The organism is Lactiplantibacillus sp. 30.2.29 (assembly GCF_018991255.1).
Classification (GTDB): Bacteria; Bacillota; Bacilli; order Lactobacillales; family Lactobacillaceae; genus Lactiplantibacillus; species Lactiplantibacillus pentosus.
In genome coordinates this window covers 37725-55696 of sequence record NZ_JAGYGU010000005.1, presented here as the reverse complement: position 1 = coordinate 55696, position 17972 = coordinate 37725, and the positions used below count along the sequence as shown (strand labels likewise).

General features: G+C 46.6%; 13 protein-coding genes and 1 pseudogene. 3 read left to right on the top strand and 11 right to left on the bottom strand.

The genetic code is table 11. From position 1 onward, the window contains the following. Nucleotides 1-391: 391 nt before the first annotated feature. From KGF65_RS04105 to KGF65_RS04095, 3 genes are all read right to left on the bottom strand, one after another. The gene (locus KGF65_RS04105) at nt 392-1144 is read right to left on the bottom strand and encodes a nitroreductase family protein (RefSeq protein ID WP_101873965.1); all 753 of its coding nucleotides are present in this window, start codon (nt 1142-1144) and stop codon (nt 392-394) included. Then, a complete protein-coding gene (locus KGF65_RS04100; RefSeq protein WP_101873966.1) occupies nt 1145-1567 on the bottom strand; it encodes a hypothetical protein in 423 nt (140 codons plus the stop codon). 263 nt (nt 1568-1830) lie between these two features. Next, the gene (locus tag KGF65_RS04095) at nt 1831-2139 is read right to left on the bottom strand and encodes a hypothetical protein (protein ID WP_003637905.1); all 309 of its coding nucleotides are present in this window, start codon (nt 2137-2139) and stop codon (nt 1831-1833) included. Between the two features lie 1457 nt (nt 2140-3596). On the opposite strand from KGF65_RS04095, the pseudogene KGF65_RS04090 reads away from it, so the two are divergent. Further along, nucleotides 3597-4616: pseudogene (locus tag KGF65_RS04090) on the top strand (aldose epimerase family protein). A gap of 12 nt (nt 4617-4628) precedes the next feature. After that, a complete protein-coding gene (locus KGF65_RS04085; RefSeq protein ID WP_050339100.1) occupies nt 4629-5219 on the top strand; it encodes a TetR/AcrR family transcriptional regulator in 591 nt (196 codons plus the stop codon). Between the two features lie 199 nt (nt 5220-5418). Here the strand turns inward: KGF65_RS04085 and KGF65_RS04080 are convergent, their stop codons facing one another. The 5 genes from KGF65_RS04080 to cdaA form a co-directional block, all read right to left on the bottom strand. After that, the gene (locus KGF65_RS04080; RefSeq protein WP_101873968.1) at nt 5419-6234 is read right to left on the bottom strand and encodes a Cof-type HAD-IIB family hydrolase; all 816 of its coding nucleotides are present in this window, start codon (nt 6232-6234) and stop codon (nt 5419-5421) included. Between the two features lie 296 nt (nt 6235-6530). Then, on the bottom strand, nt 6531-8348 hold the full coding sequence (gene glmS, locus KGF65_RS04075; RefSeq protein ID WP_216748394.1) for a glutamine--fructose-6-phosphate transaminase (isomerizing): 1818 nt from the start codon (nt 8346-8348) through the stop codon (nt 6531-6533). Nucleotides 8349-9959: 1611 nt separating this feature from the next. Beyond that, nucleotides 9960-11318, bottom strand: coding sequence for a phosphoglucosamine mutase (gene glmM, locus KGF65_RS04070; protein WP_216748393.1), 1359 nt, complete (start codon nt 11316-11318; stop codon nt 9960-9962). 30 nt (nt 11319-11348) lie between these two features. Beyond that, nucleotides 11349-12326 (bottom strand): YbbR-like domain-containing protein, encoded by a 978-nt coding sequence (locus tag KGF65_RS04065; RefSeq protein WP_050339105.1) that lies wholly within the window; start codon nt 12324-12326, stop codon nt 11349-11351. Beyond that, nucleotides 12323-13165, bottom strand: a complete 843-nt coding sequence (gene cdaA, locus KGF65_RS04060) for a diadenylate cyclase CdaA (RefSeq protein WP_003637898.1) — start codon at nt 13163-13165, stop codon at nt 12323-12325. Before cdaA ends, KGF65_RS04065 begins: the two co-directional genes overlap by 4 nt. Before the next feature lie 182 nt (nt 13166-13347). Here cdaA and KGF65_RS04055 point away from each other — a divergent pair, with 182 nt between their 5' ends. Further along, a complete protein-coding gene (locus KGF65_RS04055) occupies nt 13348-14007 on the top strand; it encodes a DUF1361 domain-containing protein (RefSeq protein ID WP_101873970.1) in 660 nt (219 codons plus the stop codon). An 84-nt stretch (nt 14008-14091) separates the two neighbouring features. Here KGF65_RS04055 and KGF65_RS04050 read toward each other — a convergent pair whose 3' ends face one another. The 3 genes from KGF65_RS04050 to murB form a co-directional block, all read right to left on the bottom strand. Continuing rightward, complete coding sequence (locus KGF65_RS04050; protein ID WP_003637896.1) at nt 14092-14604, bottom strand: MarR family transcriptional regulator; 513 nt, start codon at nt 14602-14604, stop codon at nt 14092-14094. A gap of 135 nt (nt 14605-14739) precedes the next feature. Then, nucleotides 14740-16869 carry a sodium:proton antiporter gene (locus KGF65_RS04045; protein WP_050339109.1) on the bottom strand — a complete coding sequence of 710 codons (2130 nt, stop codon included), beginning with the start codon at nt 16867-16869 and terminating at the stop codon, nt 14740-14742. Nucleotides 16870-16903: 34 nt separating this feature from the next. After that, on the bottom strand, nt 16904-17812 hold the full coding sequence (gene murB / locus KGF65_RS04040) for a UDP-N-acetylmuramate dehydrogenase (RefSeq protein ID WP_050339110.1): 909 nt from the start codon (nt 17810-17812) through the stop codon (nt 16904-16906). Nucleotides 17813-17972: the final 160 nt, after the last annotated feature.

Sequence of the window (17972 nt, the reverse complement as noted above, 5' to 3'; positions counted from 1 at the left end):
ATAGCGTTTGCTCACAACGGACAGTTATGCCGGTTGAAACTGGTTCGCGTCTGAAACGCTAAAACAAGCATCCGTTTGAATTGGCAGAATCACGCTTGCTTTAAATTATAATACAATGAGAGTTTTTTGAATAACTAATTTTATTTTAACTTAAAAGCTTATTCGTCGATGTTATTAGTTGTCACAAGATCATCGAAGTCATTCATCATCAGCCTGGAAAGCTTCACCAATAAACGCCATCGTCTCTGCCGCTTCCTATCAGTGCTCATACAGCATGCCAAAAAGCCACGCCATCGATTCAACTTCGATGACGTGGCTTTCAAACGCTTAATTTATAGGTCTATTCAATACTGATTCATATCGCTTAGTCGCAACAAGTTGCCCCCGTTAACTAGTGATCTAGTTCCGGTAAGAACCCCTGTCGACGCGCAATATTCAAGAATTCCCGACGTTTGGCCGCTGAATGGGTCGCTTCGGCCGTCATGTGGGCTAAATGTTCGGTCCGAGCATGACTGCTACGATGTTGGTAATACTGATTCAACACGCCATCAAAACGAGTCAACTCGTCTTGATACGTGGTCGGTTCTGCATATTGATCCTTAAATAACACTGCTGAAAGACCTAGTCGGGGCTTAACTTCTGGCACGTCAGCCGGATGTCCCAGTTGCAAGCCAAATACTGGCAAGGTCAAGTCGGGCAACTTCAACGCGTCAATGACCGCTTGCGTATCATTGTTGATTGACCCCAGCACGACCGTCCCGAGTCCGAGACTTTCAGCCACCATCACCATTGCCGCGGTCATTAGCGTGGCATCTTCAATACTGCCGACGAACCGATCAAACTCACTGAGCGCTTGGCGCGTAGTTGCGCCCGGTGCCAACTGAACGTTACGGTGCTGGTCTGCTAATACCACGAATAGTCGGCCATGTTCGCCGACCGTTGGCATCGTGGTAATCTCAGCTAATTGCTGCCGCAATGCTGGTTTGGTAATTTCAATCAAGCTATACGCTTGTAAATACTGACTGGTCGGCATCCGTTGCGCCGTCGTGATAATTTCGGCTAACTGGTCATCACTGACGGGTTCATCCGTGAACAGCCGCCGAGTCCGGTGGTCTTGTAAGGTTTCAATCACACTTTTTGCCACTTAATATCGCTCCTGTTCTTGCTGAAGTTCTTGGGCCCAACTGGTTAATTGGGGTAAAACGTCTAAATTCAAATTAAAAACGATGCGCTGACAAACTTGGTCAAGTTGGACACTCCGAAACAACGGATAACGTGTCCGTCCCTGGTCTTGAACTATCATGACACTGAGCGTTGTCAACTCGTCTAACGCCGTTTCTAACAACGTCATTTCACTCTTCGGGAAGTACTCGCGCCGCAGTTCTGGCGCATCTAGGGAACACCCCGCCAAACGCTCGATTTCTGGGCGCGTTAATAATAAACTTTCCGAATGCTCACTAATTAGCCGTGTCAAAATTTGAACGGTTAACCGTGATTCAAAGCCGTTGCGAAACCGAAAACGCGTCTGAAAATGATTCTGAATAAATTGTAATAATGATTCGGTCACGGCTCACCCTCCTATGCACGCTTAACGATAATACCACGGATTTTTTGATTTGTAAGTTATTTTCCCCGCCCAACGGCACCCAAAAAAGTCGTCACAAGCGTAACGCTGTCTGCTTGTGGCGACTCTCCTTAGGTTCTGATTTAAATTAGCATCGAGTTGTTGAATGTCCTGTAACGCAGCGTTTGAAGCGACTCATTCAACACGCTGTCACCTGATGCCCTTAAATTGCTACCAGTAATGCACTGAACGATGGTGTGTTTCGTTTAACCAATATGGTTTTCTTTCAAAATCATATCGACTTCTTCTTGCATTTCCGGTGTCTTCGTCCATTCTTCCCAATGATCCATACTCTCATCCGGGATTGTAAAGGTTTCGTTAATGTACTGCTCATATTTCACCACGTGGGTCGAATGTGGAATATTCAACTGCAAAATTCGGACCTGCTTAATGAATCCCCGTTCAGCAGCTAGTTCGGCACGACCATTCATCAACATATTGCCAATTTCCATGTAAGTTGTCCCGTCATTACGGGTAATCTCTTGAATCAAATCTAACACTTCATGATTTTTCAACTGTCATCCCTCACTTCAAACTTTAGTATAGCGAGGGCCAGCGACGGTGTCAAAGCCCACTTACTTAGTGGATTCCTGTTCGTCGGCCGGGGCGCGTCTTAGTCAGCCAGCCCCTACAGTCGGGAAGCCGCTCGAATGGCGGATGAACGGCCACCTATCTTGGTGCAATTGACCATTGAATATTAGGAGGCCGGGCCTTCATGCAAACTTTCAATTGGTATCGATGATGCTTTGTGTCATTTGTATACTAAGAAGATTTCCTGAACGTTATTCACTAATTTAAATGGTACCGGGTGTTGAAATTAGTCGATAGAATTGCCTTCGCTTACAGTTCGAAAATTTGCTATCTCAGACGAACAGAGAATATTTTGACAAATTCAGTGAAGTCGCTTGTCCGAGAATCTGAAACATGGTAAGGAAGTTTAGCGATTGTTAGAAACCAGTCTGATTGTTGAATATCAAAGTTTCCTCGTACTAAGGAACCAACGACTAATCCAACAAAAAGTTGGGCCGCATACATCCGCCTTTCGAATACTATCCCGGCTGGAAGGTATTCTGGGCAAGGCCAAGTGGTGAAATTTCACTTAGCAAGCGTCTTGTGCTTGGTTAGTGAAAGACCAGTATTTAAGACGTGGTTTTCGGCTTAAATCTGTGTCCACCACGTCACGGGCATTGCCCAGAATGCCTGGAAGCTGGCGTAGGACGCGTCTATCTACTAGTTTTACGCTAACTCGCTTTGTTTCCAGCGGGGCTCAGCTGGCTGCTTTTGAACTTGAAAGCAGCATGCTTTAATCATGATTCGTGTCAAATTAGTTGGACACCAAATATCATAAGTTGGACAGAAAAAAACCACTATCCAAGCAGATAGTGGTCGGCATAAGAGAGAAAGAGAATTGATTAGAAGGTAACTAAATACCTTACAAACTAAGAATAAGCGAATTTGTAAGCGTTGTCAACAGTTAGTCGAAATAAATAGATAAATTATTTCAGTTTGATGGCTAAGTCCCTGTTAAATCGCATCGTAACAGTCATACGCCCGCGGTACTAGACCTGCCATTTATTAGTTGACTTTCTTTAACGTACGGCCGTTACTGATATTGTCTAATCGTGAGCATGTGCAGTGGAAAACAATAAGTATTTTTGTTTGAGATTATTACCTATTTACATAAATGAGCACCGTCCTGCCACGTCTTTTTTTAGCATACCTGGAATCAAGTATACGAGGACGAATTTATCACTGCAGGTTTACGCTAGCCTGTACTATTTCCAATGGATCTCAGCGGATCACCCTTGATTGCCACCCCACCCATTTTGATATTCAACTCATTTAAAAATCACTACCAAAACAATTGCGGCACACCGACATCCAGGACGGTTATCGTTCGCAATCTCATTACTAATGAAATATACTAAAAGTAGGCAGTTACTCGGGAAGGCGTTATGGGGGTAAGGGTGTTATGAAAATACTAGAGCATCAAGAAAACGGTATCAATTATTATACATTAGTTAATAATCATCACATGAGTGTGACCATCATGGATTGGGGCGCGACCATCACGGCGATTCGCACCCATGATAAGGATGGCAAATTTGCCAATATCATTCTTGGATTCGACGAAGGCGCGGACTATATCGACAAACAGTCCTTTTTTGGGGCGACGGTCGCCCGGGTCGCAGGTGTCATCAAGAATGCGCGCTGGCGGCAATACGACTTAACGTAAAATGCCGGCGAAAACCATTTGAATGGCGGTAATATGCCACAAATCTCCTTTGAACCCTGGTTTCTTGAACGCAAGCTACACACCAGTGACCAGGTTGGTTTGGTCATGCAATACATCACGTTAGACGGTGAGAATGGCTATCCAGGAACGATGACCATCACCGCCAACTTTGTGCTGGATAATGATGGTAAGTTTACCATTAGTTACACGGGCAAGAGTGATCAAACGACCCTGTTCAACCCGACCAACCACACTTATTTCAACCTCAGCGGCGATGCCGAACGATTGATTGACCATCAGATTCTCAAAATCAACGCGGACGAATACGCGGCACTGAACAAGCATGATATTCCAACGGGCAAGCTACCGTGGGTCACCGGCTCCCCGTTTGACTTCCGCGATCGCACCGAAATCGGTCCACAAATTGCTCAGATCAAAGGTGGCTTGCGGCACGGCTTCGTGTTAAACGATACCCCCTATCCACAAGTCGAATTGTTGGACCGGGTCAGCGGGCGAAAATTAACCATGCGGACGAATGCACCAGCCGTCGTGGTTTCGAGCGCCACGAACTACCGTGACGACCGCTACCGACTCAATGGTGGTAAACCAATGCGCTCCCAGCTGGGGCTGTCTTTGCAAGCACAAAAACTCCCAGATGCCATTCATCATAAGGCGTTTGGCAGCATTATCATTGAACCAAACGTCCCCGTGACCTACCAGACGGCTTATCGTTTTACGAATATTTACGACGTTTAGGGGGCGTGCTATTTGCCAACGACTGATTTACGCGTTCAACGGACACAGGCAGCGCTTAAGGCGGCTTTTCGGACCTTAGCGCTCAAGTACCCGCGGTATCGTGACATTACCGTCAAAGAGCTCACCAGCGTCGCTAACGTCAATCGTAAGACGTTCTATCTGCACTTTGACACCATCGACGACCTCGCTGAAACGTTCGTTGAAGAAGGGGCCAATAACATTCTTGCACTGATCGACCCCCAGGACTTCAAACAAACCATTGCGCAACCAGGCTTGATTTTTGACCGGCTCGTCGCCTATTTTCGTCAATCCGAAGCCTTTAACCGTGTCATTCTGCTCAACGACGATTACAGCTTTCTGTCACGCAAGATTCAGACCGCGGTAGCAGATGGGTTAACGGCCACGATTCAAGCCAGCTACCATTTGTCGGCAGTCGACGCCAAGGTCTGTTCAAGCTTTCTGATTCACAACAACCTGACCTTCTACCGGCTTTATTTTACTGGCGAGTTGGGACTGAACCTCGAGGAGGTCAAGCAGCGCTTAGTCTCACTGAACGCCTATGGTATCCATCAGTTCTTTTATCCACATCAACCACTAAAATGAGACCCAGGCGGCGAGGCTTAAATCACAATCTAAAAAACCTTGGCACGACCAGAATACCTTTTCCAGTCGTGCCAAGGTTTTATTTATTAGCTGATTCACAACATAATCATAACCACCGTTAAACACGAACCGCGACGTGAAATCTAGCTTCGACGCAATCCACTCACGATTAGTATCGGTCTCCACAGCCACTTATCCATCAGTGATTCAGTAGTTGTGCCTCGATTGTCGCTAAGACCCCGTCATGTTCATTATCCACAATCGTCACGTGTTTGGCGGCCGCTTGAATGGCTGCTGGCGCGTTTGACATCGCAAAACTGTGCGTCGCGTATTGCAACAGTGGGACGTCATTGTCACCGTCACCAAAGGCCATGATGTTATCCGCCGTTAGTCCCATCTTAGTGGCTAAAAACTGAATCGCTGGCAACTTGCCGACGTTTTGAGCGACCAAATCAACGACACCATAGCCGCTATCATGGGCTTTCAATTGCCCGGCAAAATAGTCGTTAGCTTGCGTTACCAGTGCTGCAGCTGCTTCCGGACGCGTTGCGATACTAATTTTTTTGATGGTATCCCGCACTTTCGCGAGGTCGTCAACCAATGCCAAGTTATCATAGAACTGACGCGCCATCGCCACTAATTTGGCCGGCGCCCCCGTTTCAGTATACGAGCCGTGACTGCCGACTAGAATGACGTACGCCTGTTTGAATAATGGCTGTTGGCGGTCGACCGTCACAAATTGGCGCTGTTGTTTTGTGGACAAACTGCCGTCGAAAATCAACTGATCCTGCGCATAAATCGACGCCCCGTTTTCAGCGACCACAATCAGATTATCTGCCATCACATCATGAAACAACTGTTGTAAATGGGCGTACTGATTCCCCGACGACAACACCAATGACACACCAATCGATTTCAACGCTGCTAAGACCCGTTTGAAGCGTACCCGGTCAAACTGCTGGTCCTGGTGCAATAACGTTCCGTTCAAGTCCGTCGCAATTAACTTGATTGCCACTCGATTCACCTCATCCTCTACTAGTTACTTAAACTTTACCCGATGGTCTACGATTTCTAAACCATCAACTATCCAATTGATTCTGCCGATTAACTCGCAACTACTAATCAAACGGTGGTCATCCCACCATCGTAGCCCGATACATCACAAAATCAGGTTCTTTCCATTATAAGCCCAAATTCATCGCTGATGCTAGTCTGTAAACCGTTGCTGGTCCGTAGCTACCCCAGCAAAAAACGCCATCGGACGACTGCCGATGACGTTTCCTGGTGCCCACACACTTTTATTTTAATGAGTTATTCAACGGTAACACTCTTGGCAAGGTTCCGTGGCTTGTCAACGTCTAAGCCCTTGTTCAAACTCGTGTAGTAAGCGAGTAATTGACCAGGAACGACGCTTAACAAGGCCGTCAACCGTTCGTCAACGGCTGGTAAGATGACCGTGTCGCCTTCTTTGGCTAAGTTATCGGTAACAATCGTAATCGTCTTCGCCCCCCGAGCGGCCACTTCTTGTAAGTTGGAACGCGTCAAACCAGCGGTATTCTTCTGGGTGATAATCCCAATAACTGGCGTATCCTTTTCAATCAAGGCAATCGTCCCATGCTTGAGTTCACCTGAAGCAAAACCTTCCGCTTGCACGTAGGAAATTTCCTTCAACTTCAAAGCAGTTTCTAGTGAAACGGCATAGTCTAAGCCCCGGCCGATGTAAAAGGCGTTTGGCGTATTCAACAATGCGTCCTTCGAGATCTTCTCGAACGTATCCTTTTCATCAACTAAAGCCTGCATCCCGTTTGCGACCAGTGCAAGTTGTTGTTTGACATCGAAGTCATCCGCAGCCAGCTGGTTGGTTGCGACGCCTAAAGCTTTGGCGAGAATTGCTTCCAATGCGATTTGGGCCGTGTAAGCTTTGGTTGAAGCCACCGCGATTTCTGGACCAGCATGGAGCAATAACGTGTAAGTTGCTTCCCGTGATAACGTTGAGTTTGGCACGTTCGTGATCGTCAAACTTGGGAAGTGCTGTTCGTTGACGTTTAAGAGCACTTCACGACTATCGGCAGTTTCACCAGACTGTGTCAGGAAGATGAAGAATGGGTGTGCCGATAATAATGGTTGGTTATAAGCGAATTCAGATGAAACGTGCACTTCAGTTGGCACCCCAGCAAGTGATTCGAATAACTTGGCACCCACTAAACCAGCGTGGTAGCTTGTCCCAGCGGCAACGATATAGAGCCGGTCAGCGGCTTTGAGCGCAGTCATTAAATCATCATTAATCACTGGTTCACCCGCATCGTTTAAGTAAACTTGGGATAACTTCCGCATCACGTTTGGTTGTTCGTCGATTTCCTTCAACATGTAGAATGGGTAAGTGCCTTTGTCGGCTTGAGCTGCGTCAATGTCGACATGGAATGGCTTCCGTTCAACGGATTCGCCCGCTTGGTTGGTAATCTTGATTTCATTAGGCTTAACCACAACGATTTCGCCATCTTGAAGTTCCAAGAAATCCTTGGTTTGGTCAAGCATTGCCAAACTATCTGAGCAGACCACGTTGAAGCCGTCGCCAACCCCAATCAATAGTGGACTCTTGTTCTTAGCCACGTATAACGTATCAGGATTTTCTTTGTCCATTAATAAGAAACCGTATGAAGAGTGGCCTAATAAGCTCAGTGTCTTCCGGAAGGCATCCAAGGTGCTCAAGTTTTCCTTCGTCACGAACCGGTCAACTAATTGCACGATGACTTCGGTATCAGTTTGAGATTTGAAAGTAACATCACTTAAGTAAGTTTGTTTCAAATCTTGGAAGTTTTCGATCACACCGTTGTGGACTAAGTAGAAACGACCATCAGCGGAAACTTGTGGATGGGCGTTAGCAACACTTGGTTCACCATGGGTTGCCCAACGCGTATGGCCGATCCCAGTTGAGCCATGAACAACTTCGCCCACTTCTTTACGAAGGTCATCGATGCGACCCTTTTCTTTAACTAAATAATCATGACCATCTTGGTCGTTAACATAGATACCGGCCGAATCGTAGCCCCGGTATTCCAATTTTTCCAATCCATTTAATAAGATTGATACTGCGCTATCTTTTCCAGTTACACCAACAATTCCACACATAAATAATTCTTCCTTTACTGTTTGAATTGTTTCTAGCTGCGTGGTCAAAATATCTGTCACCAATTTCACAACTGGTTTTTGTAATTGACCTGTAGAGTGCAGTCCCTGACGTCACCCGTCGATTATCGATAAACGTCATCCTCGTCAACTTTAGATTCTAAAGTCCTGGCGCTATTCCGCTTTAACCAATTAACAATTGGTCTAGTCTAACCTCCGATTGGTATATTTCCTAGAAACAAGTTAACTTTACCGTTACACCCGATAAATGTCAACTAGATAATGCATTGGTATATGTGTTTGTTTGCATGTAGACCAATCTAAAATGCGGCCAAATCAAGGCCATTGCCGAATTGCGAATTTTTTGTAACTTTTTAGTGGGTAAAATATTCTGCGGTGGTCAGGTTGAACCTCAACCGTATGAACACTGAAGGAAACTAGTTCTTTTCAAGGTCAAAAGCGGCCAGCTGAGCCCCGCTGGAAACGGTGCGAGTTACCGTAAACTTTCTGTGGTAGCCGCGTCCTAGGCCGGCCTCCAGACATTCTGGGCAATGGCCGGAACGTGGTGGACGCAAATTTAAGCCGATAACCCACGTCTTAAATACTGGTCTTTCACGTTAGCTGCAGTATGGATGAAACGTGTTCGGGTCAGACTGGGACTTCCGGTTAGCTACGCCAGAACGCCAAGCGGAAGTTCACCGCTTAACGCTCTAGCTAGGCTAATCCTCAGTCCCAACCCGTCTGAACCTCACACTCTGAAAATACTTGGCCTTGCCCAGAATACCTTCCAGCCGGGATGGTATTCGAAAGGCAGACGTGTGCGAACTCAACTTTTTCTTAGATTAGTCGTTGATTCATAGTCCAAGGTCATTTTGACACTCACTGTCAGACTAGTTTCTAATGATAGCTAAGCTTCCTAACTCATGTTTTAACTTTTCGAATCAGCAGTTTCACTGAATTTGTCAGAACTTTCCTTAGTCGTATGAGATAGAAAAGTCTCAAATTATAAACGAAGGTAATTTTATCGACTAAATTCAAGACTAATGTCCGTTGAATTTTGCGAATCTTGCGAATAAAATTCAACTGATTTTTTCAGTGATTAAGTGTGATAAGGCATTATTGAGGCCAATTAAAAGTTTGCCTGAAGGAACAGTCACTTAATATTCAGTGATCAATTGTACCCAGATAGGTGGTCGTTCATCCGCCATTCGAGCGGCTTCCCGACTGGAGAGGCTGGCTGACAATGCTCAAGGGCGAAGTTCTTCTTGTCCGGGTGGTCTTCCCGGGCTAGAAGAAGACTCGTATTTGAAATTGCGCAGTGGGGTTCTGCGTAAGTTCAAATCGATGTCCGCCCTGTTCCAGCGTTGTCAGCCAGCCTCGGAGGTCAGAATATGGCGCACCGAAGCTGACGAACAGTAAACCAACTCGCCTTGTTTCCTGTGATTCTCAGCTGGCCGCTTTTGAACTTAAAACGTGTAACATGTTAAAGACTAATTGCAGTTGACTTACACTCGCAGATTGATCCCTATCAGAATCACTGTATCAGCTATTCCGGATTTCAGTGCAGTAAAAAACCGTTACTCACATGAGCAACGGTTTTTGATTGATCAATTATTAAGCTTCAACGCCAACTTCAGCTTTGACAACGTCGACGATGCGGTCAACGTAGGCATTAACTAATTCGTCAGTTTTAGCTTCAGCCATGACCCGCAACAGGTCTTGGGTCCCGGAAGGACGTACGAGGACGCGACCGTCACCGGCCATTTCGTCTTCAACCGCTTTGATAACGGCTTGGATCTTGTCGTTGTTCAGCGCAGCCTTCTTGTCTTGGACCTTAACATTCACAAGTTTTTGTGGATACGTCGTCACTTCAGCAGCTAATTCAGATAGCTTCTTGCCAGTTTCCTTCATAACGTAGAGAAGTTGAATCCCAGTCAGCATCCCATCACCAGTCGTATTGAAGTCTAGGAAGACCACGTGACCAGATTGTTCACCACCGAGGTTGTAGCCATCTTTCAACATTTCTTCAACCACGTAACGGTCACCAACTTGAGTTTGCTTGCTGTGTAATCCAGCGGCTTCAAGGGCTTTGTAAAGGCCTAAGTTACTCATAACCGTCGTGACGACCGTGTCTTGCTTCAACTTACCGCGTTCGCTGAGGAACTTCCCGCAGATGTACATGATTTTGTCACCATCGATGACATTGCCCAATTCGTCCACCGCGATGCACCGGTCGCCATCGCCATCAAACGCTAACCCAACTTGGGCGCCCTTTTCAACGACGAATTTGGCCAAGGCATCTGGATGCGTCGAACCAACGCCCTTGTTGATATTCAAACCGTCTGGAGACGTGGCCATCGTATCGAAATCAACGTTCAAATCGGCAAAGATCCGTGAAACTAAGTTGCTGGTCGATCCATTGGCACCATCGACAGCTAAGTGAATGCCGCTTAAGTCATCAGGAATCGTTTGTTCCAAGAATTGGGAATACTTCAAGTTACCTTCTGGGAAATCAGCAACCGTTCCTAACCCCTCGGCAGCTGGCCGTGACAAGGTATCCTTAGGTTCGTCTAATAAGGATTCGATTTCTTCTTCCTTGGCGTCTGACAACTTGAAGCCGTCGCCACCAAAGAACTTGATGCCGTTATCTTCAACCGGGTTATGGGAAGCGGAGATCATGACCCCGGCATCCGCGTCTTGGATCCGAACTAAATAAGCCACTCCAGGTGTGGTAATCACACCTAAACGCAGTACTTCGATTCCAGCTGAAAGTAAGCCGGCAATCAAGGCTTCTTCTAACATTTGGCCCGAAATCCGGGTATCCCGTGCAACTAAAACGCGTGGCTGGGTGTCCTTATTTTCCGCATGTTCCGTTAAGACATAGCCACCGGCACGGCCTAAACGAAATGCCATCTCAGGTGTTAAGCCCGAGTTCGCAATTCCCCGAACACCATCAGTACCAAAATATTTCATTATCATTTACCTCATTTCAAAATTTCGTTATTAATCTTTTTTGACTGTAATTTTTACTTTGACCGACGTTGGACTAACGGATGAAATGCCATCTTCATCACTCGCTGAGACCTTGACCGTCTTAGTCGTCGTTTCATCCACATCCGTCACATCAACATTGACCGGCAATGACTTAAGCTTGGCTAATGCCGACTTGGTCCCAGTCACTGTCACCGATTTGGTATCCGAGGAGAAGGAATAACTCGTATCGGCAGTCGTCGTCCCACTCGCTTTCAAATCAATCGGCACATCCTTAGTCGTCGTTGCCTGGGTAATTGGAATATACACCGAGGTGGTCGAAGGCGTCAAGACGACATTCAAGTTTTGACCATTCGCATCCAAAGCTTCAATGATGGCTTGTTGGTTGACGGACTTTTCAAGATTCTTATCCGTATTGACCACCGCCACGACCTTAGCAACCTTGCTAACTTCACTGACCGCGCCCGTCACTTTGACAGACGAGGTACCGAGACGCGCCGTCCCGACTTCGTAACCATCCGCGACGTTGGCCTTATTAAAATCTGCACTGACCTTATAAGTCGCCGTTCGCCGCGGTTGAATATTCACATGAATATACTTCTGACTAAGGCTATAACTCAACTCTTTATTCAACCCATCGACATCGATTTTGACACTATGCCGACCGACCGCTAGTTTGGACAAGTTCGCGTACACCTTAAAGTTCTGGGTGTTTGCCGTCGTCGTCACGAGCGCAGCGGGCCCTTCCAGCGTCACTTTGATATTTTCCGGATAGCCAGTCACAAAGTACTTGGTGCTATTGACGTTCAATTCAAGTGGCGCACTAATGGTCACTTTCCGATTGGAAGTCAGCGTCGTCTTGGATGAACTATTCGTCAGCACACTTGAATTATGCGTCGACTTCATCGAGTTCACGTAAGCAAACAGGACCAGGGCACAAATTAAGGCCAGTAAGCGCATCGACCAATTGCTATTCATAAATTTTTTCATTTTCGGGGACCTCCTCCGAAAATCCGTCCAAACCAGTTTTGGAACGCATTTTGCTTGGTTGAATCCTCAGGCGTTAACAAGACTTGCCGGAAATAACGTAAGTAGTTCTCACGCGTCATGCCCCGCATCAACTCATTATCCTTGGTAATTGACACTTCACCCGTCTCTTCTGAGATAACGATGGTCAACGCATCCGTCACTTCACTGATACCGACCGCCGCGCGATGTCGAGTCCCAAGTTCCTTGGGAATCAAATTACTTTCGGATAATGGCAGATAAGCTGCCGCCACCTTGATTTGATTGTCTTGAATAATGACCGCACCATCATGCAAAGGGGTATTCGGAATGAAAATATTGATCAATAATTCACCCGTGATATCGGCATCCAGTGCAATTCCAGTCTCGATGTAATCTTCCAAACCAGTGTCCATCTTAATGGACATTAGAGCACCGATACGCCGCTTGGCCATGTATTGAATGGCTTTATCTAATTCGGTAATCATCCGCTCTTCGTCTTCATTTTGACGTTTTCCACGGGCAAACATGGAGCCTCGTCCTAAATGTTCTAGCCCACGCCGAATTTCGGGCTGGAAGATGATGACCATTGCAATAACCGCCCAATTAATAATTTGGTCCATGATCCACGAAACCGTGTCCAGACCAATCAAAACACTAATGGCTTTAATGACCGCAATGACCACGATACCGCGAAATAGTTGTACGGCTTTGGTTCCTCGCAACAAGACGATCAGCTCATAAATGACAAACCAGACTGCCAGAATGTCAAGGAGCCGGACGAAATTTTGTAAGGTCAGCAAACCGCTCCAATTGAAAGTCATAGTCCTCCTCCTCATGAAAATCATTTACTTTCACATTATAGCACGGGAACCCGCTTCTCGCGGATTGATTTAGGGGTGGACACTGTTTTTAGTCATATTTTGAAGAAATATTAAGCTTGATGTTATTTAATATAGCTTGATTAATATTTCTGTTAAAATTGGTGGTGAAAGGAAGTGACTAAATGACTAAGTTACAGCGTTGGCTGATTCGCCTTGCATTCTGGGGATTCTTCGTCTTCGCAGCGCTCGATTTGCACGGCGCGTTCCACTTTTTACTACTCAACTCAATTCTGGCCTATATTCCAATCGAGCTCAGCTTCTGGTTGACAACGCGGCGAAGCCCATTACTATTCTGGCTGATTGCGGTCATTTGGTTGCTTTTCTACCCGAATGCCCCTTACCTGATGACGGACCTGTTCCATCTCAGCTTACTCAAGCCCTATGGTATTAACGGTCTCCTGCGATTTGATTTACCGATGTGGCGGGATTTTGCCTACTTGGTTGGGCCGATGATGGTCGCCACGATTGTCGGTACGTGGGGCGTCGACCGCGTGGCCCAACAATTGACGCAGCGGTTACACTTAACGAAGTTACCTGCCAACCGCGTTTTGATTTGTGCGGCGCTCTTCTTATTCTCAAGTATCGGTGTTTATGTTGGTCGCTTCATGCGCCTGCATTCAATCTATTTGTTGATTACACCGCAATACATTATCAAACAATTACTCGAAATGTGGTCGCCAAAAATGCTCGCTTTCGTTCTCATGATGTGGCTCCTGCAGCTACTCATCTACGCGGCGTGGCGGTTTACGATGCCAGCTACTGACAACCACCCAACCAATTAAACAAAGAAACACCGTTCAAACGATGACTAAGCATTCGTTTGAACGGTGTTTCTTATTATTGCTTAAAATTTAACTAATTCTTAATTAGTTTTTGGCTTTTGGATCACTATATTCGGTGTGCCGGCCCCGCTTATCATGCAAGCCACTGAACCCGCTAAAGCCCAGTTCAGTCGCCTTTTGTTCAGCATCGTTGATATAGCGTAAGGTATCACTCGCCCGCTTTTCACCGTAGACTTGAACCCACTGGTGGAAGCGTTCTTCAGAAGCCTTCGTGATTTCCTTTTCAACTTTGACTCCCGCTGGCGTCAGCGACAAATACTTGATGCGCCGGTCATTGGTGTTAGTCGTCTGTTCAATATACTTTAAGTCCAATAACACATTGATTTGCCGTGCGATGGCGCTACGTGAAACCCGTTGTGCCTTTGCAATCTTAACCAATGTCAACGGTTCGTCACTTGTCGCAATCATCCGCATCACGGTATAAGCTTCAAACGTGATTTTATACGGCCGCGTTGGGACCGACACAAAGTCGCCAACGTACTTCAAAATATGCATATAAGTGTCTACAAAACGTTCGTGTATCTCTGATTCTGTCATAATGATGTCCCCCTGTAAGGTCGCCCTTATCCTTCTTTTAAATAATGATTCTTTTGCAGACCCAACCTTTTACCGTCAATACTACTCTTACATCATTATAACGTAGAACTACTAATTTACAATCTAAAAAGTTAACTATTCGTCATCAGCCTCAATATCATTGAGCATTAATAGGTTCTCTGAGTAATTAATGAACTGCCGTAACTTTGCCGCGGTGCGCAGACTGATTTGCCCACTTTCCAGCAAATGTTGTACGCCAGCACGTTCAGCGCCCAGGCTCTTGATTCGTAAGCTATGAAGTTGCCGCTCATAATCATCACGCGACAAGGTATGATCATTCTTGGCGTTTTCGATGCGGTTTCGGTAATGCACGATCAAGTGATACAAGGCTTGGCGGTCAAACTGTTGCTCATCGACATTGGCTTGCTTCAAATACTGCGACAACGCTTTGATGGCCGCTTTCGAAGCCTCCCGCTGAATATTCAACAGTTCCGAACGTAAGGCGTCGCTGTCCCCTGGCGCTAACCAGAGGCGAATTCCTTGCATGGCGCGGTTAAATAATAACTGCAATGAGCGCAAGGTTGGTAGTCCTGGTTTGTGCGTCGCTTGTAAGAACCGTTGTTCTCGGCGGTCGATTCGCCGCAAGTAAACTTGCCCCGCTAATTTAGTCGTTTTCTTCGACGTAATTAACTCACGAACTGCCGCCCGTTCGCCATTCAATGCGACTAACCGGAGCTGCAACTCATCCGTCAGCATTGGTGCTAATTCATCCGCAGTCTGGGACGCCACTTCTAACCGCCGAATTTGAAACTGTTGGTCTAAGATCAAATCATACGCGGCGCGCTGATTCTCAGGACGACGATGTTCCTCGATGTTTTGAACGGCTAATTGTAGAATGTAAATCCGAGCTTGTTTATAAGTTAACTGTTGCAAGCCGCCGTCCGCATCTTCGGCTTCATCCAAATCTTCAGCCAAAACAGTATCATCTTCGTCAGGACTCGAACCCCGGGTCACAAACGGTAGCGACTTCGACGCCATCAATGGTAAGATGGCAGCCGCCGCAACCAGACTCAGGATAATAACCCCCGCTGCAATAAAGAGCACCAGTGAGCGTTCTGGAAAGGCTTCGCCAGTCGCAATCACGGTCGGAATCGTAAAGACCCCGGCCATCGTGATGGCACCCCGAACACCGGACAAACCGGATAACGCGGCGATTCGCAGACTTGGCTTGACCTTTTTATGATGCCGCAGCCAATTGAACAGCATGTACGCATATGTCCATGCGACCCGAATGAGTAGTAGAATGCCCCAAACGATCAACACATCGAATACCGCATGGAACGTGTTCGTGTGCGCCCCTTTGATCGTCGCCTGAGTGGCAACTGGGAGTTCAATTCCTAGAATCAAAAAGACGATTCCGTTTAATAAGTAAACGACGACGTTCCAAACGCGCTCGGTAACGAGTCGTAATTCGGGCGCATCTTCACTCTCATGTGAATTTTGAATATGTGCCAGCACGCCGGCCGCAACCACGGCGACAACGCCTGAAGCATGGAACCATTCTTCAGCGATGAAGTAAATGGCAAAGGGCGTCGTAATCTGTAACACGACGTTGAACACAATGTCGTTGATTCCTTCTCGTCTCAAAATATCACGAATCAACTGAATGACCGTAATCAGTGCCAGTCCAACTGCTAGCCCGACCAGACTGATGTAAAAGAAATCGCCGATGGCCTTACTCAGAACAAAGGTCCCGGTGACGGCGGCTGCTAACGCATATTTGAAGCCAATCAAGCCACTCGCATCGTTGATCAGACTTTCACCGCTAACCAGGTGTAAAATTTCTTTCGGTAATTTGACCCCTTCCGAAATCGACTGCACGGCAATCGGATCGGTTGGTGATAGGATGGCGGCCAGTGCAATTCCGACTGCGAGTGGAATCGTCGGAATCAAGACGTGAATCAAAAAGCCGCCTAAAATGGTTGTAATAAAAACGAGCACGATTGCATTTGCGAAAATCGCCCCGCGTAGTTCCCACAGCTCTTGCTTAGGGAACTCTCTGCCGTCGTTGTACAGCATTGGCGCAATAAAGACGAGCATAAACCAATCTGTTTGCAGCTTAACTTGTACGTTTAATAATAAAGCCACTCCTAGACCGAGCCCGACTTGAATTAAACTGACCGGGATTGCGACTAGATAGTGGCTCAACACATTCGACAGCAGCACTAAACATGCCAGTAAAATCACTAATTCGATAATCGGCATCTAAGTGGTTGCCTCCTTTGTTAAATTGACAATACTAACTTTGGTCAACATCCTCTCCAATAATCCGCACTTCGGTTTGAAGATGAACGCCGAACCGTTCAAATACAACTTTTTGGACGTAGTGAATCATATCCATATAATCCGTCGCCGTGGCGTGGTCGACGTTAATAATGAAACCAGCGTGCTTCTTAGAAACTTCCGCACCACCGATTCGATGGCCCTGTAAACCAGCATCATGAATTAGTTTACCAGTAAAGTACCCGGTTGGTCGCTTAAAGACACTTCCGCAAGACGGCCATTCAAGCGGCTGTTTTGCTGCCCGCAACGTATTGAGTTCATCCATCCGCGCCTGAATCTTAGTCTGATTGCCGCGTTTCAAGCCGAACGTCACCGAGACCACAATGTCATCGTAATCTTGAATACTACTGTGGCGGTATCCAAAATCCAAATCCGCGTTGTCTAGCGTTTTGAGCTGACCTGAAGTCGTCAAAACGGTGACCGTCTCGACCACTTCGCTCATCTCACCATCGTAGGCCCCGGCGTTCATGAAGACGGCACCACCGACACTCCCAGGAATGCCCGCAGCAAATTCCATCCCAGTCAGGCTGGCACCACAAGCCACCTTGGTCGTCGCAATAATCGCGGCCCCTGCTTCAGCCACGACTTTATTGTCACTGGCATGGATTTGATTCATTTTCGTTAAAATAATGGTCAGCCCACGAATCCCGCCGTCCTTAACAATTAAATTGCTGGCGTTGCCAATCACCGTTAAGGGTAAGCCTTGCTCGTTGGCATAGGTAATCAATGCTTTGGTCTCGCTAATCGACTTGGGAAACGCCACGTAATCTGCGGGGCCTCCCGTTTTGGTATTCGTATAATGACTTAGTGATTCATCTTTTTTAATTTCGATGGCTGGAAAAGTGGCCAAGACATCTTGGGTCATGGTGAAAAGTTCCTTTCGTGTTTCAATTTAATTCACTTACTTCAACATATACCGGTCTCACAGCGTATTCGTTAATCTAGCAGGTCTAAAAGCTTCCCATGACAACGGGTCGATAAGTTGAAACGCTACGCTAACGCTATGGCCCTGTTGAAAATTGTAA